An 18481-nucleotide genomic window follows, 5' to 3' on the forward strand; every position below is an offset into this window, starting at 1 on the left:
ACCTTCGACCGCGGCGTTGATTTCGACACCCGCCACTCCCTCTTTCACGATCACTACAACCAGACCTATGCCCCCAAGGGCTGGCCGTTCGAGCGGGTGGCCGAGGCGTACCAGTTCGGCGCGGCGATGGGCGACCAGGCCGCGGCCGGCGCGTCGTGGGAAGCGGCGGAGGCCGAACTGCGCGAGCGCTGGCTAGCGTCCCGCTCCAGCGAAGTGCCCTGGGAAGATGTGCGCGAGGCCGTCTACCATGCCTGGTATAGCAACCGCCCCTAGATATTAAGACCTGACAGGTTATCTGAAACCTGTCAGGTCTTCTCCAAAAGGCACCACAAAAAAGCGCGCTCCGGGCCATGGCCCGGAGCGCGCGTTGCCGATCAGCCGGGTTGTGACCGGCTAATCAAACCTGCGACCTTACGCCCCCCGGCGTACCAGGCGCAGGACGAACAACAGAATGATCGCGCCCACGATAGCGATGAGCAGGCTGTAGATGTTGAAGCCTTCAAACCCCGGCCCAAGGTTGAGCGCGCGGGCGATGATGCCACCGATGATGCCACCGATGATGCCGACAACGATATTGGCCACCAGGCCCATCTGGGCGTCGCGGCCCATGATCATGCTGGCGATCCAACCCGCCAGACCACCCACAATAATCCAAGCCAGAATATTCACGAGCATGTCAAAAAACCTCCAAGAAAACTAAGACTGTTATATTCAGGGGCGAGAGGCTCGTACTTGTGACTGACCCTTCGTTGAGTCATCTTCTACCCAAGTGCGTTCCTCGCCCACACACGCATAGCCTACCCGATCGCGGCGTTCGTTCTCAATGTGCGACGGACACAGAGAGGGATATAGGCAAGATACATTTCGCCCTCCTCAAATGGCGGCGATCGTGCCGAATTGGCTAGAGAGGCCGGCCCGAACCGACATTGTGCCCTGAGAAGGACATGGGGTACAATGCGCCATCATCGTCCCCCACACTGCCGACACAATTTTTGTGGTGGAGAAACGAATGACTGTCGATGGTACTCAGTTGCGTCCCGCTGTTTCGCACGAGCAACGTTTTCACACCGTTTTCGATCACTCCTATCAGTTCATCATGCTCATGGAGCCGGATGGGGTCCTGATCGAGGCTAACCAGACTGCGCTGGAGTTTGCAGGCGTGTCACGCGAAGAGGCGGCTGGCCAGAAGCTCTGGGATATGTCCTGGTGGCTCATGCCGACGGAAACGCAGGAACCACTGCGCGCGGCCGTCGAGCGCGCCGCGGCCGGCGAACTGGTGCGCTATGAGACCGAGATTCAGGGCGCCGACGGCCGCATTATCGCCATCGACTTCACCATCAAGTCCATCCCCGACGCTGCGGGCAATGTAGACATGCTCATCGCCGAGGGACGCGACATCACTGAGCGACGGAACACGCTGGAGCATTTGCGCCGGGCCGAACACCGCCTGGAAGAGGCGCAGCGAATGGCCCATATGGGCCACTGGGAGTACGACGTGCTGCGCGAGGAGGCGTTTTGGTCGGATACCCTTTACGCGGTCTATGGGCTGGAACCGGACGGCGCGGCGGACCCGAATGAGGTATTCATCGCGCGTACACACCCCGATGACCTGGAGCGCATACGCACGGACTTGCTGCGCGCGGTCGAGACGCTTCAGCCCTATGAGCACCACTACCGGCTTCTCCACCCGGATGGCACCATCCGCCTGGTCTATGGAGCAGGCGGGCCTATCACGTCGGAGAGCGGCCAGATTGTGCGTATGTCCGGTATCATCCAGGACATCACCGGGCGGCGCGAACTGGAAGAGTCGCTGGCGCGCTCGGTGGCCCGCCTGTCTACACTCAACGCCATGGGACAGGCCGTGGCTTCCTCGCTGGAACTGACGTGGATCTATGAGCAGGTGCTGTCGGCCGCTCGTTCCCTGTTGCAGGCCGAACTGCTGATCCTTTTCCTCCATCACCAAAACGAATTAGAGATCGCCGCCATTGATCAGACAGATGGCTACGATATCGGTCACCTGCGTATCCCAGACAACGTGGGCGTCGCCGGCGAGGTCTGGACCATGGGGCGCGCGGTGTGGCTCAGCGGCGAAGAGTGCCGTAACCGGCGCTCGGCGCAACTGGCGCGGGCGACCGGCTACGAGCCGGAGTCGATCATCGCCGTGCCCATTCGCTGGCAAGACCAGGTGCTCGGCGTCTTGGAAGCCGTTCACACGCGCGCCGACGCCTTCGCCCTCGACGACGTGCAGACGCTCCAGGCCGTCGCCACCTGGACGGCCATCGCCATCGGTAAGGTCAACCAGCACAGCGCGCTGGAGCGCCGGCTGCGTGAGAATGAGGCCGTCGCTGCGGCCAGCCGGACGCTGAGCGAAACGCTGGAGCCGGAAAACATCCTGGAGTTGATCGTGCGCACGGCACACCAACTTGTGCCACGCACCGAGTGGACGGTCATCCACCTGATCCGCGGCCGTCCGGAGCGCCTTTACCCGGCCGCCTGGGCCGGCATTTCCCGCGATGTCGATGCCTACATCCTCGAAAGCGGGGAGGGCATTGCCGGGCAAGTCTTCCTCTCGGGGCTTGTAACCAATGTTGCCGACGTGCAGACGGATTCGCACGCCTCGCGCTTTGCCCACAGCGTCGGCGTCCGTTCGCTGCTCGTCGCGCCCATTCAGAGCCGCAACCGGCCGCTGGGGACGATCAGCGTCCAATGCGGTGAGCCCGGCGCCTTCACACGTGATGATGAGCGCCTGCTGACCATCCTGGCCGTACAGGCCGGCCTGGCGATGGAGAATGCCCAGCTATTCGACTCACAGCGCCGGGCGCGGGGGGTGGCCGAACTCCAGCGCGAGCGGTTGCGCGAGCTGACCCGCCAGATCGTGACTGCACAAGAAGAGGAACGTCTGCGCATCTCCCGCGAACTGCACGACGAGGCCGGCCAGTCGCTGACGTCGCTCAAGATCAGTCTGGACCTGATCCGGGCCAGCCTGCCGGCCGAGCAGAGCGATCTCCGGCAGCGATTGGCTGACGTGGCCGGGTTGGCCGATAGCACCATGGAGACCCTGCGCACGCTGGCCCACGACCTGCGTCCGCCGGGCCTGGACGCCTTCGGGCTTAATGTGGCCCTGGAGGGTCTGTGCCACGACTTCTCGACGCGCACCAATCTCCCCGTCGATTACCGAGGGGTTGAATTACCGGACTTACCAACGACCGTTTCCCTGTCAATGTACCGCTTTGTGCAGGAGGCGCTGACGAACGTTGTCAAGCATGCTGAAGCGCAGCATGCCAGTGTGGTGTTGAAGCACGCGGACGGTCATCTAAGCCTGTCCGTTGTCGATGACGGCCACGGCTTCGTCTTCGAGCCGGACGCGCCCAGCGTGCGACGGCAAGGCGGCATTGGCCTGATCAGCATGTTCGAGCGTGCGGAACTACTGGGCGGCACGTTGACCGTGGAGACAGAGCCTGAGCGGGGCACGCGCCTGACCGCGCGCATCCCGGTTGACCTCTGAAAAACCGAGGTTTCAGTTCCTGATTCTTAATTATCCTATGAGGGGAGTAGAAGCATGATACGAGTGGTCATTGCCGATGATCATCATCTGGTGCGCCAGGGGCTGCGCGCGCTGCTGGAAAATAGCCATGAGGTTCAGGTCATCGGTGAGGCGGCAACCGGCTATGAGGCGGTTGAACTGGCCGAGAAGTTGCAGCCTGAAGTGGTGGTGATGGACCTGTCAATGCCGCAGTTGGATGGCGTGCAGGCCGCGTCACGCATTCTGGAACTCAACACGCCCACGCAAGTGGTTGTCGTATCGATGCATGCCGACACGGCCATCATTCAGGGACTCGTGCGGCGCGGCGTCAAGGGCTACTTGCTGAAGGACGCGCTATCTTCCGAACTCGTGCTGGCTATCCGGTCGGCCAGCGCCGGCAAGCTCTACTTGAGCCCAACCATTTCGGAATCAGTCATGAACATGCTCCTTTCGCCGACCGGCGACAGCGGCCCTACCCTGACCGCTCGCGAGCGCGAGGTGCTACAACTGGTGGCTGAGGGTTATACAAACACAGCCATCGCCACCATGCTGAGCATCAGCGTCAAGACCGTGGAAAAGCATCGCGCCAACCTGATGACCAAGCTGGAGGTCGATGATCTGGCCACGCTCATCCGGGTGGCCATCAAGCGCGGTCTGATCTTCGTGGATAAATAATCATCATTTCACGGCAGTTTCAGGCGGATTAGGCGGGTTTGGTAGGGAATTCCCCCATGTTGTCTACCCCCCTGTTGGGGCCATAATAGGGCTAATGCTGTATTCAGATCAAGTTCGTGGGAAACGAACGGACATCGCCGCTAACGATGAAATAAGGACAATCGACTTGATTCGCATTCTAGTTGCTGACGATCATGCGCTGGTCCGGGAAAGCATCCGGGCTTTGTTGGCGAACCAGGGAGATATGGAAATCGTGGCCACCGCGGGGGATGGGAACGAAGCCGTTCAGTTGGCGATGTTCCACCAGCCCGATGTGGTGGTCATGGATATTTCCATGCCTAACATGGACGGTATTCACGCGACCGAATTGATCCGGCAAGCGCAGGACGCAATCAACATTGTCATCCTTTCCATGCACGTCAACGCCGCGCTGGTGCAGCAGGCGATGCGCATGGGCGCGCGCGGCTACGTGCTGAAGCGCCGCGCCACTGATGAGTTGCCCGAAGCGGTGCGCGCCGCCTATAACGGCGAGCTATTCCTCAGCCCGGCCATCCCCTCTTCATTTTTGCCTCGTTAACGGGCTGCCGCCCCAAAAAGTAGACCGTTTTCACAGAGAAATACGGGTTTACCAGTGCCGATGGTGGGATCATTACCCATATCGGGGGCACAGTTTTTAGTGCACAATATCCTCATCAAACAAATCAACCATTGGCGACTTCATCAGCGAAAACTAAAGTCAACCGTCCTCGATAGAACTATCGAGGACACAATATCGAAAGAAGGAGCTTTTTCCATGATCCGTGTACTAATTGCCGATGACTCTGGTCTAATTTGCGACGCAATGCGCACGATCCTGGATCGGGAAGAGGGTATCTATGTGGTCGGGTGCGCGCGTACGGTCGAAGAGACCGACTTTCTACTTCCCCATGCTAACCTGCTCCTTGTTGGCCCCGCGCTGGAAGGGGAGAGCATCCTTGAACTCGTTCGTCGGGTTCACACCAAGCAGCCGGAAACTGGAATCCTCGTCGTGGGCGTCCGCAACCAGCCCGAGATGATCACCCAATACGTCGAGGCCGGCGCGGTCGGCTACGTACTGCGCCAGGAGTCGATGTCCACGTTGGTGGAAAAGATTCGCGCCGCGCACGCCGGCCAGGCGCTTGTGGCCCCCGACGTAGTGGTGCATCTGATGCGCCGTCTGACCCAGCTGGCCCAGCAGCCGTTCATCGGCGCGTGGGGCATGGAGGGGATCGCCGGACTGCATGAGTTGACTTCGCGCGAGCGCGAGGTGCTGAGCCTCATCGGCGCGGGCTACTCCAACCGGGAGATCGCCGACGAACTGGTGATCGGCTGGGGAACGGTTAAGAACCACGTCCACAGCATCCTGAAGAAGCTGGAGACGAGCAGCCGTCACGAAGCGGCCGCCATTTACCGTGTTCATTCCCGGCAGAACGGCCCCTTGCCTGTTGCCGCTTAAGCCACGCTGGCATTACCGAGCAACTATTAGGAAGGAAGTCCAAGGCTGTCTGCCGTTTACCCTGGGCCTGTTCTCTATCGACTTAGACCGGGCCCAGGATAAAGAGCGGCGAGCCGGTCAATCTACTCTAATTGACCGGCTCGCCGTGAGTTAAGTTGATTCAAACCCAGGCAATCGCTCAGTTAGCGATACTAGTCAAACCAAGGGGCTTTTCTAGATGAAAAGCCCCTTTTCCATGCCTGGGATCAATAATCGTCAATCGTTTCAGTAGGTGTAAAGATGTTAGCTTTTGTTTTAAGTGGTGGTGGAAGCCGCGGGGCGCTCCAGGTGGGCGCGCTTCAGGCGCTTTTGGAAGCGGGAATTAAACCGGATATGATCGTCGGCACGTCTATCGGCGCGATCAACGCTGCCTGGCTGGCGTCGAACCCGACGCTGGAGGGCGTCGAGGAACTGAAGAAGCTGTACGCCACGGTGGTGGCCGACGACCTTTTTCCCGGCGGCAACAAGGTGGCCGCGTTGAGCCTGGTGCTGCGGCTGCCCTCCCTGTTCGCCAACGTCGGCGTCAAGTCCGTCCTGGATCATTACCTGCCCGTCGAGCGTTTTGGCGACCTGACATTGCCGTGCTACGTGGTGGCAACCGACATGGATACCGGCGTGAACCACGTCTTCGGCGACAATCCGGACGACCGTCTGGTGGACGGCTTGATGAGCAGTACGGCCATGGCTCCGCTGCATCCCTCGTGGGAGGTCAATGGCCATACCTATGCCGATGGCGGGCTGGGGGCCATGCTGCCGGTGATGGAAGCGGTAGAGCGCGGCGCGACCGAGATAATCGGTCTGAACCTGGCCAGCCAGTTCCAGACGCCGGACAAGCGCAACTCGGCTCTCGACACGATGGTTCATGTCGTTGACCTGCTGCTTCACTCCCAGGTCAAGAGTCAGATCGAGACGGTCGTCCGCACCGATGGCGTGGCCATCGAGGTGATCAACCTGGACTCGGAGCAGTACCAAGACATGCGCTACATCGACACGGTGCAGGAAGGGATTCAGTATGGCTACAACTTCATGTGCCAGTATCTCAGCGAGCGCAAGCGCCGGGGTGAGGTGTTGGGCAAGCGGCGCGTACGCCGCGCCCGCCTGGGGAACGGCGTCGAGGGGCTGAACGGCAACAGCGATGCGATCGTCGCCTATGGAACGGCCCGGAGTCGCTATACCCGGCAGCTGCGGCGGTCGGCCGCGCTTTACGGCCAACTGGCCGGGGCGATGGTGAAGAGCGGGCCGCAGATGCTGGCGCAGCTGCCGTTGGCGCTGCCTGGCACGCGCTTGGCGTTGCGAACGGGACTGGTGACGACGCGCCTGACCACGCGCGCCGTTACCCGTTGCGCCGAGCTGCTGCCCACTTGCGGGCTGTCCCGCCGCTACCGGGGGAACGCCCGAGTGGAGAGCGTTTCGTAGTCAGGCGGTTCATTACCGTGGTTCGTAGTCAGGCGATTCATCGCCGTTCTTCCTTCCTTCGCGAAGAACGGCGATGAATCGCCTGACTACAGACGCCCCGATAGTCTCTAGCCGATGATTTCCAATCCCCCCATATAGGGCCGCAGCGCTTCTGGAACTCGCACGCGCCCGTCGGTCATCTGGTTGTTCTCCAGGATCGCGATCATGATGCGGGGCAGGGCCAGACCGCTGGCGTTCAGCGTGTGGGCATGGCGCGGCCGGCCCCCATCTGCGGGGCGATAGCGCACGTTGGCCCGCCGCGCCTGGAACGCCTCGCAATTGCTGGCCGAGCTGACCTCCAGCCACTCGCGGCAGCCGGCGGCCCACACCTCCACGTCGAACTTCTTAGTCGCGGCGAAGCCCAGGTCGCCCGTCACCATCTCCACAATCCGGTAGGGCAATCCCAGCGCGGCGCAGATGTCCGTGGCATGCTGCACCAGCAGGTTGAGGTGCTCATAGCTTGTCTCTTGCGTCGTAAACTTATACATCTCCACCTTGTCGAACTGGTGGCCACGCTTGATGCCGCGCACATCCCGGCCCGCGCTCATCTTCTCGCGCCGGAAGCAGGGCGTGTAGGCGACGTAGTTGAGCGGCAGATCGGCTTCCTCCAGAATCTCGTCGCGGTGAAGGTTGGTCAGGGCGATCTCGGCCGTGCCCAACCACATGTAGTCCTCTTCAGCGTCGCGGTAGATGTTATCAACGAACTTGGGCAGCTGCCCCGCGCCGACGAACATGGCCGAGCGCACCATAAACGGCGGGTAGATCTCGGTGTAGCCGTGGATGGTGGTGTGATAGTCCAGCATGAACTGGATGACGGCCCGCTGCAGGCGCGCACCCTGGCCGCGCAGCACGTAGAAGCGCGAACCGCTCAACTTCACACCCCGCTCAAAGTCGATGATGCCCAGCGCCGGCCCCAAGTCCCAGTGCGCCTTCGGGTCGAAGTCGAAGGTGGGCAGCGGCGCGCCCTGGGGCGGGTGAGCGATGTTGTGGCTGTCGTCCGGCCCGACCTTGACGCTCTCGTGTGGCAGGTTGGGAACCCAGAGCATCTTCTCGTCCACTTCGGCCTCGGCCGCGCGCAACTCCTCTTCCAGCGCGGCAATGCGCTCGCCCAAACGGCGCGTCTCGTCCTTGGCCCCGTCCACCTTTAGCTGAAGGTTGCGCGCCTCGGCCTGCAGCGCCTCGCCCGGCTCGCCGGCCGCGGCTCGCTTCAGATCGCCTTCCAGCTTCTTGAGCGCGCCCATCCAGACGCCGACCTGCTTCGAGCCTTCGTTACGCTGCCGCCGCAAGTCTTCGACCTCCAGGATGATTTCCCGGCGGCGCGTGTCGGCGGCCAGGATGTCATCGATCGGAGCGCTATCGTTGAGCTTGGCGATCTGCTCTTTTACCCAGTCCGGGTTCTCGCGGATCAAGTTAATGTCGATCATGTTGGTCTCCTAAGAGCATCCACAGATTTCACAGATGGCGCAGCTTCTAAGCGTGTTCGCCCCGCTGCATCTGTGAGAATAGAAAAGCCCCCTCGTCTGCCAGGACGAGGGGGCCCCGTGGTGCCACCTGGTTTCGCCGCGACCGCGCGGGTCGGGCCTCTACTGCGCGGTAACGGGCGCGGCCGGCTCTCCTTGGGCCTTGCGGCTGGCGGGGAGCAACTCAAGAGTGGAATTCCGCCGGTGGCGGGGTTGGCTCGCACCGGCCGCCAACTCTCTGTGCCCGCTGTCCGTCGTACTTATCTCCGTCGACGTTGTTGTTCTATTCGATTGGCGACCATTATAGAGCGGCGGCGCGGCGCTGTCAACGCCGCTTTCAGCCCTGACAGGTGGCCGGCCATGAGTCTCGTTTTCATCAGCGCATCTATGGCCGCCCACCTGTCAGGTCTAGAGCGCCTTTGCCAGGGCCACGGCGATCTCCGCCGCCACGCGCCCGTTGTTCTGTAGTAGCGCCGTGTTGGCGCGCAGGCTGCGTCCCTCGGTCAGTTCGACCACACGCCGCAGGAGCCAGGGTGTGGACGCCGCGCCGTGGATGCCCAGTTCGTCCGCTTCACGCGCGGCGCGGGCGGCAGCCGCCTCCGCCTCCTCGGGATCCATGCACGCTTCGGCCGGCGCGGGAACGGTCACCAGCGTGCCGCTGTTCAACCCCAGGCGACGGCGGGCGCGAATGAGCGCGGCGACGCCGGCTGGATCGTCCAGCCGCACATCCACCGGTAGTCCGCACGTTTGGGCGAAGAAGGCGGGCAGCTCGTCGGTGCCATAGCCCACGACCGACACACCCTCTGTCTCCAGCACCTCGCGGGTGGCAGGTAGGTCGAGGATGGACTTCGCCCCGCTGCTGACAACCGTGACCGGCGTCCGGCCCAACTCGCGCAGGTCGGCGCTGACGTCGAACGGGTGGCCGCGATGGACGCCGCCGATGCCGCCCGTGGCGAACAGCTCAATGCCGGCCATGTGGGCCACCAGCATAGTCCCGGCCACCGTCGTTGCCCCGTCCTCGCCGCAGGCCACGGCGATGGCGAGGTCGCGCCGGCTGCACTTGCGCACCGATTGGCCGGCCCGCTGGCCCAGATATTCGATCTCGTCTGTAGTCAGCCCGACCGTCAGCCGGCCGCTCAGGATGGCGATAGTGGCCGGCGTCGCGCCGCCGGCGCGCACGGCGGCCTCCATCATCAGCGCCGTCTCGACGTTCTGTGGGTAGGGCAGGCCGTGAGTGATGACCGTACTTTCCAGGGCGACAACAGGTCCGTCGCCGGCCAGCGCTTCTTGAACAGGGAATGAGAACCGTAGCATGTCGTGCATGAGGGTATTGTACCATATGGCCCACCGGTCAGCGCCGTCTGGCAAATTGAACAAGCAATGGTGCGACGTGTTGCGCATTTCGCCTGTTGCCAAGTCGTGCCAACCCCTCTAGACTCTAGCTTATGGCACTTGGTGAAGGGGCCCGCAGTATGGCCCGCTCGGAATATGAACGCGCGCGACGGCTGGCGCGAATGGATCGTCTGTTTAGCAAGTTGCGCGGGCGGGAGTCCCTCCTGCTGCCTTTCGACTCCATCCGCCGCAATTTGCGACAACAAAGCCCGCTCTACCGTGGTCTGCGCGAGGTGCCGCTCGACCGGATCATTGGCAGCGTTGGCCGCTACAGCGAGATGAACCGTGAATTCCTGCCGCTCAACGATGCGCTCCGCGACCGCTGGGTGAAGATGGCCGAGCTGGCCCACACCGAGGGCTGGCTGCCCATCGAACTGTACCAGGTGGGCAATGCTTACTTCGTACGCGACGGCAACCATCGCGTCTCGGCGGCTCGCCAACTCAAGTTCCCCACCATTGAGGCTCACGTGTGGGAATTCCCTGACGACATCGAGATCGGCGCGAAGGACAGTCTCGACGAGGTGCTGAACCGCTTCCGGGAGCGCGAATTCCTGGAGAAGACGGGCCTGCGATACACACACCCTGACTACGACATCCGCTTCACTGCCGGCGGGCGCTACCCCGAGTTGCAGGCCCAGATCGAGGAACTGCGGCAGAAGCTACAGTTGATTGACGAGCGCGAGGTGTCCTACCAGGAAGCGGCCGACCTGTGGTACGAGATGGTCTATCTGCCAACGATCGAGGTCATTCGTGAGTCCGGGTTGCTGCAAGCCTTCCCTGGCCGCACCGAGGCCGACCTGTTCGCCTGGATGTCGCTGCACCGAGACCGCCTGCGCGAGGAGTACGGCAACTTCGATAGCCTCTCGGAACTGGCGCTGCGACTTATGGCGACCCACCGCGAGAAGCCGGCGGCGCGCATGACCCGTCGGGTGCGCCGGCTGCTGGGCAACGAGCAGTTGCCGCCCCTGGCCGGCCTCGACGAGGAAGAGTAAGAGGGAAGAATCCGCAGATTTCTTCTCTAGTCTGCGTAATCTGCGGATCATTCCTCTAGTAGATGAGCGTCGGCCGTAAGGGATGGCCGGCGGTTTGTCGCCTCACGTCGGCCCTATTACAATCCCCGTTGTTGAACTCATCATCGCGCCCGCGCGGCGCGCAGGAATCATGAATCGTCGAAGCAAGAGCACTCACGCCGTGAGTCGGGCCCGGGGGACGGTCGGCTCGCCGGCCATCCTGATCCCGCTCCTCGCCTCTGTTCTGGTAATTGCGCTATTGGCCGGCTGCACCGTCGACCTGGCTAACCCGCCCCGCCTGGCGACGGCCACCGCCCAGGCCGCGGCCACGCCCACCGCGCCGCCCACGCCGCTGTCGCTGGTCGCGCCCACGCCCACCGGCGAAGCGCCCACCGCCGACGCTTCCACGGCCGACACGCCGGCCTTTGAGAATCCGGGCGGCCTGATCGTGTGGGTGAACGAGACGTCGCCCGAGCACCAGCAGGCACTAGATGCCATGGCCGCTGACTTCTCCGACCGGTATGGCGTCAATGTGGCCATGCAACTCGTCTCGCCGGCGCTGCTGCCCGATCTGGTAAACACGGCCGTCCTGTCGGGGACGCTGCCCGACCTCATCGTCCATCCCATCGAGTATACGGCCGGCTGGGCGGCGGGCGGCGTGCTCGATGCGTCGGCGGCCAACGAGGTGATCGACCGGTTGGGCCGCGAGACATTCGATCCGGCGGCGCTGGAGCTGCTCACGGTGAACGGCCAGACGGCGGCCGTGCCCAGCGACGGTTACCACCAACTGCTGCTTTATCGCGCCGACTGGTTCGACGAGCGCGGCCTGCGCCCACCCGATACGTTTGCGGCCATGCAAACGGCCGCCGAGCGCATCTTCGACCGCGAGGCGATCATCTCGGGCCTGGTCATCCCCACCGAGTCGAACCTGGTCACCACCCATCAGGCGTTCGAGCAGATGGCGCTGGCTAACGGCTGCCATATCATCGCCGAGACGGGCGAGGTGATGATCCTGGAACCGGCTTGCCGCGAAGCGCTGGAGCACTACTACTCGACCATCAACCGCTTCAGCCCGCCCGGCGTCCAGACTGACACCAGCGCCCGCAACGCCCTTTTGTCGGGGCGCACGGGCATGATCGTTACGTCGCCGGCCATCTTGCCCGACCTGGCGGGTCTGAACCCGGCTGCCGCGCCGAGTTGCCCGGAGTGCGAGGCCGAAGACGGCATCAACTACCTGGCTCATAATACGGGCATTCTGACCGAGATTCGAGGCGGCGGGGCCGGAGCCGCGTCCGTCGCCTTCGGCAACATCACCAGCTTGGGCATCACCGCCGCGGCCGACCGCGAACCGGCCCAGGCCTTCGCCGAGTACTGGTTCGAAGAGGGGTACGCCCAATGGCTGGCGCTCAACACCGAGCGCAAGGTTCCCATGCGGCTGGGCACGGCCGACGCGCCGCGCCAGTTCATCGACGCCTGGGGGACACAGCCGGTGGCCGGTAGCGAGTTGAGCCTGTTGGATATCTATGGGGAAGCGGTGGTTGCCCGACTGCGCGACGGCATCGCCGCCGCGCCGCGCTGGGGTTTGCGCGAGGGGCAGGGAGCGCTGATGACCCGGCTCTACGACGAGTTCACCATCTCCATCGTCTTGCAGGAGATGCTGAGCGGCTACTTCCCGGTCGATGCAACGCTCAACGAGGCCTACCGGCGTACCGTCGCGCTCATCCCCAACTACGCTTTTCCGTTCAAATTAGACGAGCAGGAACTGGCACCGTAGGGCGCTTTGCTGCTTGACGGGCCGCCCGCGGCATGCTATGATGCCTGACAGTATGAACGGTTACCATTCCGGACTGGCGAGCTTTTACTTTTATTTTGGCGCTGACACTCAGCCGCACTTGTTGCGCGCGGGAGAGTCCGCCACGGCCTGCAAAGCGTAAGCCAGACGGAAGAGACCCGAAGACGAGACAAGAACGCGGCTGATGAAGCCGCGTTTTTTATTTTGTCAGATAATTGCGGACAGGAGACAGCAATCATGACGAGCACACCGGTGGAAGTGAATGGTTTGAACGGGGCTAGTGGGGTGGAGCAACCGCGTATGATGATGTGTCGTGGCGTTCGTGGCGCCATCACCGTCAGCAGCGATAACCAGGACGAGATTCTGGAGGCGACGCGCGAGTTGCTGCTGGCACTCCTGCGGGCCAACGACATGCGCGTGGAGGATATTGCCAGCGTCTACTTCACAACCACCGAGGACTTGTGCTCGACCTACCCGGCCTACGCCGCGCGCCAGTTGGGCTGGTACGACGCGGCCCTGCTGTGCGGGCACGAGATGGCTGTGCCGGGTGGGCTGTCGCGTTGTGTGCGCGTCCTCATCCACTGGAACACGACGCGCACGGCCAAAGAGATCGTCCACGTCTATCTGCGCGAGGCGAAGTCGCTCCGGCCCGATCGGGCCAACGTCCCGCCCATCCGGCCGCGCCAGATGTCACAGATTGAGGCGGCGGTCAAGTTCTTCGCCATGACGCTGTAATAGGGGTTAGGGGTTAAGGGCTAGGGACTAGGGAAGAACGCTTTTCCCTAGTCCCTAGCCCCTAACCCCTAGCCCCTTAGACTTGGAATCCATTTGAATAAGGACGGGATGGAATGATGATCGTAATTATGAGAGCGGACGCCACCATGCGCGAGAAATCGGGGGTTATCGCCCGCGCCGAGGATTTTGGCTGCAAGGTTCATCTGTCGGACGGCAAGGAGCGCACCATCATCGGCGTCATCGGCAACGGCCGCGTCATTGACCGGGAACAAATGGAGCGCATGCCGGGCGTAGAGCGGGTTGTGCCGATCCTCAAGCCCTTCAAGCTCGCCAGCCGCGAGTTCAAGGCGGAGGACACCGTCTTTCCGCTGGGCAACCACACCATCGGCGGGGACGAGATCATCGTCATGGCCGGCCCGTGCTCTGTGGAGAGCCGCAGCCAGATCATCGAGACGGCTATCGCCTGTAAGGAAGCCGGGGCGCACGTGCTGCGCGGCGGGGCTTTCAAGCCGCGCACCTCGCCCTACGCCTTCCAGGGCTTAGGCGAGGAAGGGCTGAAGTATCTGGCCGAGGCCCGCGAGGTGACAGGCATGCCCATCGTCACCGAGGTGATGGAGCCGGCGCTGGTTCCGCTCATTTGTGAGTACGCCGACGTGCTGCAAATCGGGGCGCGCAACATGCAGAACTACGCCCTGCTGCATGCCGTGGGTGAATCGCAGTTCCCCGTACTGCTGAAGCGCGGCATGAGCAGCCTGATCGAAGAGTGGCTGATGTGCGCCGAATACATCCTGAGCCACGGCAACACCCGCGTCATGCTGTGCGAGCGCGGTATCCGCACCTTCGAGAATTACACGCGCAACACCTTTGACATCAATGCCATTCCTGTGGCCAAGCACCTGTCGCACCTGCCGGTGGTCGCCGATCCCAGCCACGCCACGGGCAAGTGGGAGTACGTGGCCGCGGCGGCCAAGGCCGGCATCGCTGCCGGGGCGGACGGGGTCATCATCGAGGTGCACCCGCGGCCGGAGGAGGCTATGTCCGACGGCGGCCAGTCGTTAAAGCCGGAAAAGTTCGCCAAGCTCGTCAGGGAGATGCGGGCCATCGCCCAGGCCGTGGGCCGCGACATCAAGCCGTGATGCAGCCAGACCTGACAGGTGTTGGCGTTGGCCGCCAACGCCGACACCTGTCAGGTCTGAAGTGCCATGAGTTCGCTCATCATCCGCGAATCGCTCCCCGCGCCAGGGCGCGGCCCGGCCGGGCTGGCCTGGGACGGGGCGACGCTCTGGAATGCCGATTACCGCGACGGCCGCCTCTACGCGCTCGACCCCGCCGGCCGGGCGACGGGGCGCTGGCTCCACTGCCCCGGCAACCTGAGCGGGTTGACCTGGGACGGCCGCGCCCTGTGGCAATCGCTCTTCGACCAGGAGATGATCCGCTGCGTGAACCCCGAGACGAATGACTTCGACCGGGCGATCCTGCTGACAGGGCAGGGCTGGCTGTCGGGCGTGGCCTGCAACCGGCGGACGCTCTGGACGATTGCCCAACAGCGCGGGCAGCTGCTCACCGTTGACCTGGAGACGAGCGAGGTGCGGTCATCCGTGGCCGCGCCGGTGGCCGTGGGCGACATCGACTTCAGAGACGGCGCGCTGTGGGCCAGTGTGGCCGGGCCGATGCGCTTCGATCCGCTGCTGGGCCGCTTCGAATGGGAGACGAATGAGCCGTGCTACGCCATCCTCCAACTCGATCCGGCCGACGGCCGCAAACTGGCCCGCTACCCTGCCGACGCCCTCTACACCGGCCTGTGTTGGGCCGGCGACTCCCTCTGGCTGGCCCACGCCGCTAGCGGTAGCCTCTTGCGGGCTGAATTTGTGGGATAAGGAATGGCTACGGATTGGGACGGATGGAAACGGATAACAATCCGTATCTTTCGTCCTAATCCGTAGCCATTTCTTCCAACACCTGCAACATCACATCCGGCCGGTCGGTGATGATGCCATCCACGCCCATGTCGACAAAGCGCCGGATGTCGGCCGGGTCGTCGATCGTCCAGGGGTGGATGGCGATGCCATTGTCCTGAGCGGCGCGCACGAAGCGGGGCGTCAGCACGTGACGCTCGCCGGAGTACTCCGGCACCTGGAACGCTTCGCCCGGCGGGTTGAAGAGTCCGCCCAGGAACAGCAAGTTGAGGATGTAGAACGGTCTGATCTCATCCTCGACCATCGAGGTTGCCACTTCGGGGCAAGCGGCGCGAAACTCGGTCATGGCCTGGCCGTGGAACGAGGCGACGAGCGTTCGTTCCGTCAGACCGTGGCGGCGCAAAGTTTCGCATAACGAGTCAGCGATAGATGGTTCGCGCTGCTTGATCTCGATGTTGAAGCGCATCTGCGGGTGGGCGGTGAGGATTTCTTCCAGGGTCGGGATGCGCACGCCCTGGCCCCGGTAGGGATAGGTCTGACCGTCGTCATTCGTCCAGTAGTTGCCGGCGTCCAGTTGCTTGATCTCCTCCAGCGTCAGGTCGTTGACCCGGCCCGCGCCGTCGGTCGTACGATCCACCGTGTCATCGTGGATGAGCACCAGGACGCCGTCGCGGGTGCTGTGCACGTCCGTTTCCAGCACGTCCACGCCCAGAGCGACGGCGTTGTCGAAGGCCAGCAGGGTGTTGCTGGGGCGCAAGCCCTCGCCGCCCTGGTGGGCGATGACCATAGGCCGGTTGGCGGCGAAGAAGGCGCGTTCTTGCGCCGGAGGCGTGAGGAGCGAGAGGGCCGCCAGAATGAGGGCGATGAGAACGATGATAGCGAGCAGGATAAGGCCGAAACGACGCATGTCTCGTTGCTCCCGTGGGTTACAGGTGTAAGGCTGGTAGTCAGGCGATTCATCGTCGTTCTTGCTCGCGGCACGAAGAACGGCGATGAATCGCCTGACTACCAGCCGAATTGTAGACCGTCCTGGGCGTGGCGGCCAGCGCGCGCATTGGCCCACCCCGCTCAATGGGCTATAATCATTCGAGTGCATAGAAGGGGAGGCGCGGTGTCTTCCCGGAATTATGGAGTCGAAGCTATTCATGGCACGTCGAGTGGTTTTTCCTTTTACGGCCATCGTTAACCAGGAGCGCATGAAGCGCGCCCTGATCCTGAACGCAGTCAGCCCGCGCATTGGCGGGGTGCTCATTCGCGGCGAGCGCGGCACGGCCAAATCCACGGCCGCCCGCGCCCTGGCCGCCCTGTTGCCCGACATCACCGTGCTGGCCGGCAGCCGCTATAACTGCGACCCGGAGCGGCCCGACGAGTGGAGCGACGACAGCCACGCCCGCTATGACCACGCTGGCATCGACACGGAAGTGCGCCAGACGCCCTTCATCGACCTGCCCGTCAGCGCCACCGAAGATCGTGTGGTCGGCACGCTGGACATCGAGAAAGCGATCAAGAGTGGTGAGAAGCACTTCGAGCCGGGCATCCTGGCCTCGGCCAACCGGGGCGTGCTCTACGTGGACGAGGTCAACCTGCTGGATGACCACGTCGTTGACCTGCTGCTCGACGCCGCGGCGATGGGCATCAACGTCGTCGAGCGCGAGGGCATCAGCTTCTCCCACCCGTCCAAGTTTGTCCTGGTCGGCACGATGAACCCGGAAGAGGGCGACTTGCGGCCTCAGCTGATTGACCGGTTTGCCTTTTCGGTACAGATCGAGGGGCTGGAGGACACTCACGACCGGGTGGCGATCATCGAGCGGCGCATCGCCTTCGAGGTAGACCCGGAAGGGTTCCGCCGCGAGTGGGCTGACCGGGAGCGCGAGCTGTCGGATCGCATCTCCCGCGCCCGCGACATGGTCAACGCCGTGCGCTATTCGCGGCGCGATTTGCAGTCCATCGCCGGGCTGGTGTCGTCGCTCAATGTGGACGGCCACCGCGCCGATCTGGTCATCCTGCGCGGGGCGCAGGCCCATGCCGCGTTGCAGGGGCGCGATCGAGTCACGGATGAGGACATCGTTTTAGCCGCCGAGTTAGCGCTGCCGCACCGCATCCGCGGGCGCATGTTCCAGGATACCGTTCTCTCGGCCGAGGAGCTGTCGGAGCGGCTGGACGAGGTGCAGGGCGAGATGGGCATCAGCGACATGGGCGAGCGGCAGGAAGAGGTCGAGGAGACGGCCGCCACGGGAAAAAAAAAGCCTTAGGCGAGGATGACGAGACCGCCGACGGGGCGGAAGTCAACCAGCGCGAGGCCGGCCCGCAGTCGGTCCCCAAGACGCCGCAGGACGGACACTGGTGGGAGGGCGGCCAGAAGATCACCAGCGCCCAGGAGTTCGCGCCGCGCCGGCTAGACACCCAGCTAGACCGGCTGACGCGCAAGCAGGCCGGCCGCCGCTCGCGCACCAAGACCGACCGCAAGCGCGGGCGCTACATCCAGTCTCGCTTGCCCAAGGGGGATCGGGTGCGCGATCTGGCCTTTGACGCCACTTTCCGCGCCGCCGCTCCGCACCAGATTCGTCGCGACCGCACCCGTTTGGCGCTGGCTCTGGAGAAGAGCGACCTGCGCGAGAAGGTGCGCGTGCGACGCTCGGCCAACCTCATCCTGTTCGTCGTGGATGCCAGCTGGAGCATGGCCGTGGCCGAGCGCATGGAAGCGACGAAGGGGGCCATCCTGTCACTGCTGACCGACGCCTACCAGCGGCGCGACCGGGTGGGGTTGATCGTCTTCAACAAGAACGACGCCAACCTGGTGCTGCCACCGACGAACTCGGTGCAACTGGCAAAGAAGGCGCTGATGGACATCGCCGTGGGGGGCAAGACGCCGCTCTCGGCCGGTCTCTACCTCGCCTATCTGGTCTTCCGTCAGGAAGCCTACAGCCACCCCGACGTGCTGCCGCTGATGCTCCTGCTCACCGACGGCGCGGGCAACGTCAGCATGACCGACCTGCCGCCCCAGGAAGAG

General features: G+C 63.4%; 16 protein-coding genes and 1 pseudogene. 13 read left to right on the forward strand and 4 right to left on the reverse strand.

Features of this window, described 5'->3' with window-relative positions; genetic code table 11:
* A pseudogene (locus tag ACE3UY_RS12675) lies at window positions 1-273 on the forward strand (hypothetical protein); the annotation flags it as partial.
* A 138-nt stretch (window positions 274-411) separates the two neighbouring features.
* Here ACE3UY_RS12675 and ACE3UY_RS12680 read toward each other — a convergent pair.
* Window positions 412-669 carry a GlsB/YeaQ/YmgE family stress response membrane protein gene (locus ACE3UY_RS12680; RefSeq protein WP_374687893.1) on the reverse strand — a complete coding sequence of 86 codons (258 nt, stop codon included), beginning with the start codon at window positions 667-669 and terminating at the stop codon, window positions 412-414.
* A gap of 340 nt (window positions 670-1009) precedes the next feature.
* Between ACE3UY_RS12680 and ACE3UY_RS12685 the strand changes: the two genes are divergently transcribed.
* The 5 genes from ACE3UY_RS12685 (at window position 1010) to ACE3UY_RS12705 (ending at window position 7127) form a co-directional block, all read left to right on the forward strand.
* Complete coding sequence (locus tag ACE3UY_RS12685) at window positions 1010-3505, forward strand: GAF domain-containing protein (protein ID WP_374687879.1); 2496 nt, start codon at window positions 1010-1012, stop codon at window positions 3503-3505.
* A 54-nt stretch (window positions 3506-3559) separates the two neighbouring features.
* Window positions 3560-4198 carry a response regulator gene (locus tag ACE3UY_RS12690; protein ID WP_374687880.1) on the forward strand — a complete coding sequence of 213 codons (639 nt, stop codon included), beginning with the start codon at window positions 3560-3562 and terminating at the stop codon, window positions 4196-4198.
* A gap of 166 nt (window positions 4199-4364) precedes the next feature.
* Entirely contained in the window at window positions 4365-4775 is a 411-nt protein-coding gene (locus ACE3UY_RS12695; RefSeq protein WP_374687881.1) for a response regulator transcription factor, read from the forward strand.
* A 216-nt stretch (window positions 4776-4991) separates the two neighbouring features.
* Window positions 4992-5672, forward strand: coding sequence for a LuxR C-terminal-related transcriptional regulator (locus ACE3UY_RS12700; protein WP_374687882.1), 681 nt, complete (start codon window positions 4992-4994; stop codon window positions 5670-5672).
* 279 nt (window positions 5673-5951) lie between these two features.
* Window positions 5952-7127, forward strand: a complete 1176-nt coding sequence (locus tag ACE3UY_RS12705) for a patatin-like phospholipase family protein (protein WP_374687883.1) — start codon at window positions 5952-5954, stop codon at window positions 7125-7127.
* Window positions 7128-7234: 107 nt separating this feature from the next.
* On the opposite strand, the gene serS is transcribed toward ACE3UY_RS12705, so the two are convergent.
* Together serS and ACE3UY_RS12715 are read right to left on the reverse strand one after the other, a co-directional pair.
* On the reverse strand, window positions 7235-8590 hold the full coding sequence (gene serS / locus ACE3UY_RS12710) for a serine--tRNA ligase (protein WP_374687884.1): 1356 nt from the start codon (window positions 8588-8590) through the stop codon (window positions 7235-7237).
* A 444-nt stretch (window positions 8591-9034) separates the two neighbouring features.
* Window positions 9035-9949 carry a pseudouridine-5'-phosphate glycosidase gene (locus ACE3UY_RS12715; protein WP_374687885.1) on the reverse strand — a complete coding sequence of 305 codons (915 nt, stop codon included), beginning with the start codon at window positions 9947-9949 and terminating at the stop codon, window positions 9035-9037.
* 191 nt (window positions 9950-10140) lie between these two features.
* On the opposite strand from ACE3UY_RS12715, the gene ACE3UY_RS12720 reads away from it, so the two are divergent.
* The 5 genes from ACE3UY_RS12720 (at window position 10141) to ACE3UY_RS12740 (ending at window position 15432) form a co-directional block, all read left to right on the forward strand.
* A complete protein-coding gene (locus ACE3UY_RS12720; RefSeq protein WP_374687886.1) occupies window positions 10141-11010 on the forward strand; it encodes a hypothetical protein in 870 nt (289 codons plus the stop codon).
* Between the two features lie 169 nt (window positions 11011-11179).
* Window positions 11180-12802: an ABC transporter substrate-binding protein gene (locus ACE3UY_RS12725; protein WP_374687887.1), complete on the forward strand. Its 1623-nt coding sequence runs from the start codon at window positions 11180-11182 to the stop codon at window positions 12800-12802.
* A 318-nt stretch (window positions 12803-13120) separates the two neighbouring features.
* Window positions 13121-13555, forward strand: coding sequence for a chorismate mutase (gene aroH / locus ACE3UY_RS12730; RefSeq protein WP_374687888.1), 435 nt, complete (start codon window positions 13121-13123; stop codon window positions 13553-13555).
* A 116-nt stretch (window positions 13556-13671) separates the two neighbouring features.
* Entirely contained in the window at window positions 13672-14691 is a 1020-nt protein-coding gene (aroF, locus tag ACE3UY_RS12735; protein WP_374687894.1) for a 3-deoxy-7-phosphoheptulonate synthase, read from the forward strand.
* A gap of 66 nt (window positions 14692-14757) precedes the next feature.
* Window positions 14758-15432, forward strand: a complete 675-nt coding sequence (locus ACE3UY_RS12740) for a hypothetical protein (protein WP_374687889.1) — start codon at window positions 14758-14760, stop codon at window positions 15430-15432.
* A 55-nt stretch (window positions 15433-15487) separates the two neighbouring features.
* Here the strand turns inward: ACE3UY_RS12740 and ACE3UY_RS12745 are convergent, their stop codons facing one another.
* Window positions 15488-16378, reverse strand: coding sequence for a glycerophosphodiester phosphodiesterase (locus ACE3UY_RS12745; protein ID WP_374687890.1), 891 nt, complete (start codon window positions 16376-16378; stop codon window positions 15488-15490).
* A 238-nt stretch (window positions 16379-16616) separates the two neighbouring features.
* Between ACE3UY_RS12745 and ACE3UY_RS12750 the strand changes: the two genes are divergently transcribed.
* The gene (locus ACE3UY_RS12750; protein ID WP_374687891.1) at window positions 16617-17723 is read left to right on the forward strand and encodes an ATP-binding protein; all 1107 of its coding nucleotides are present in this window, start codon (window positions 16617-16619) and stop codon (window positions 17721-17723) included.
* 257 nt (window positions 17724-17980) lie between these two features.
* Window positions 17981-18481 (forward strand): VWA domain-containing protein (locus ACE3UY_RS12755; protein ID WP_374687892.1); only part of this gene is annotated, 501 nt, incomplete at its 3' end.

This window comes from Promineifilum sp. (SeqCode), from assembly GCF_041918635.1.
Classification (GTDB): Bacteria; Chloroflexota; Anaerolineae; order Promineifilales; family Promineifilaceae; genus Promineifilum.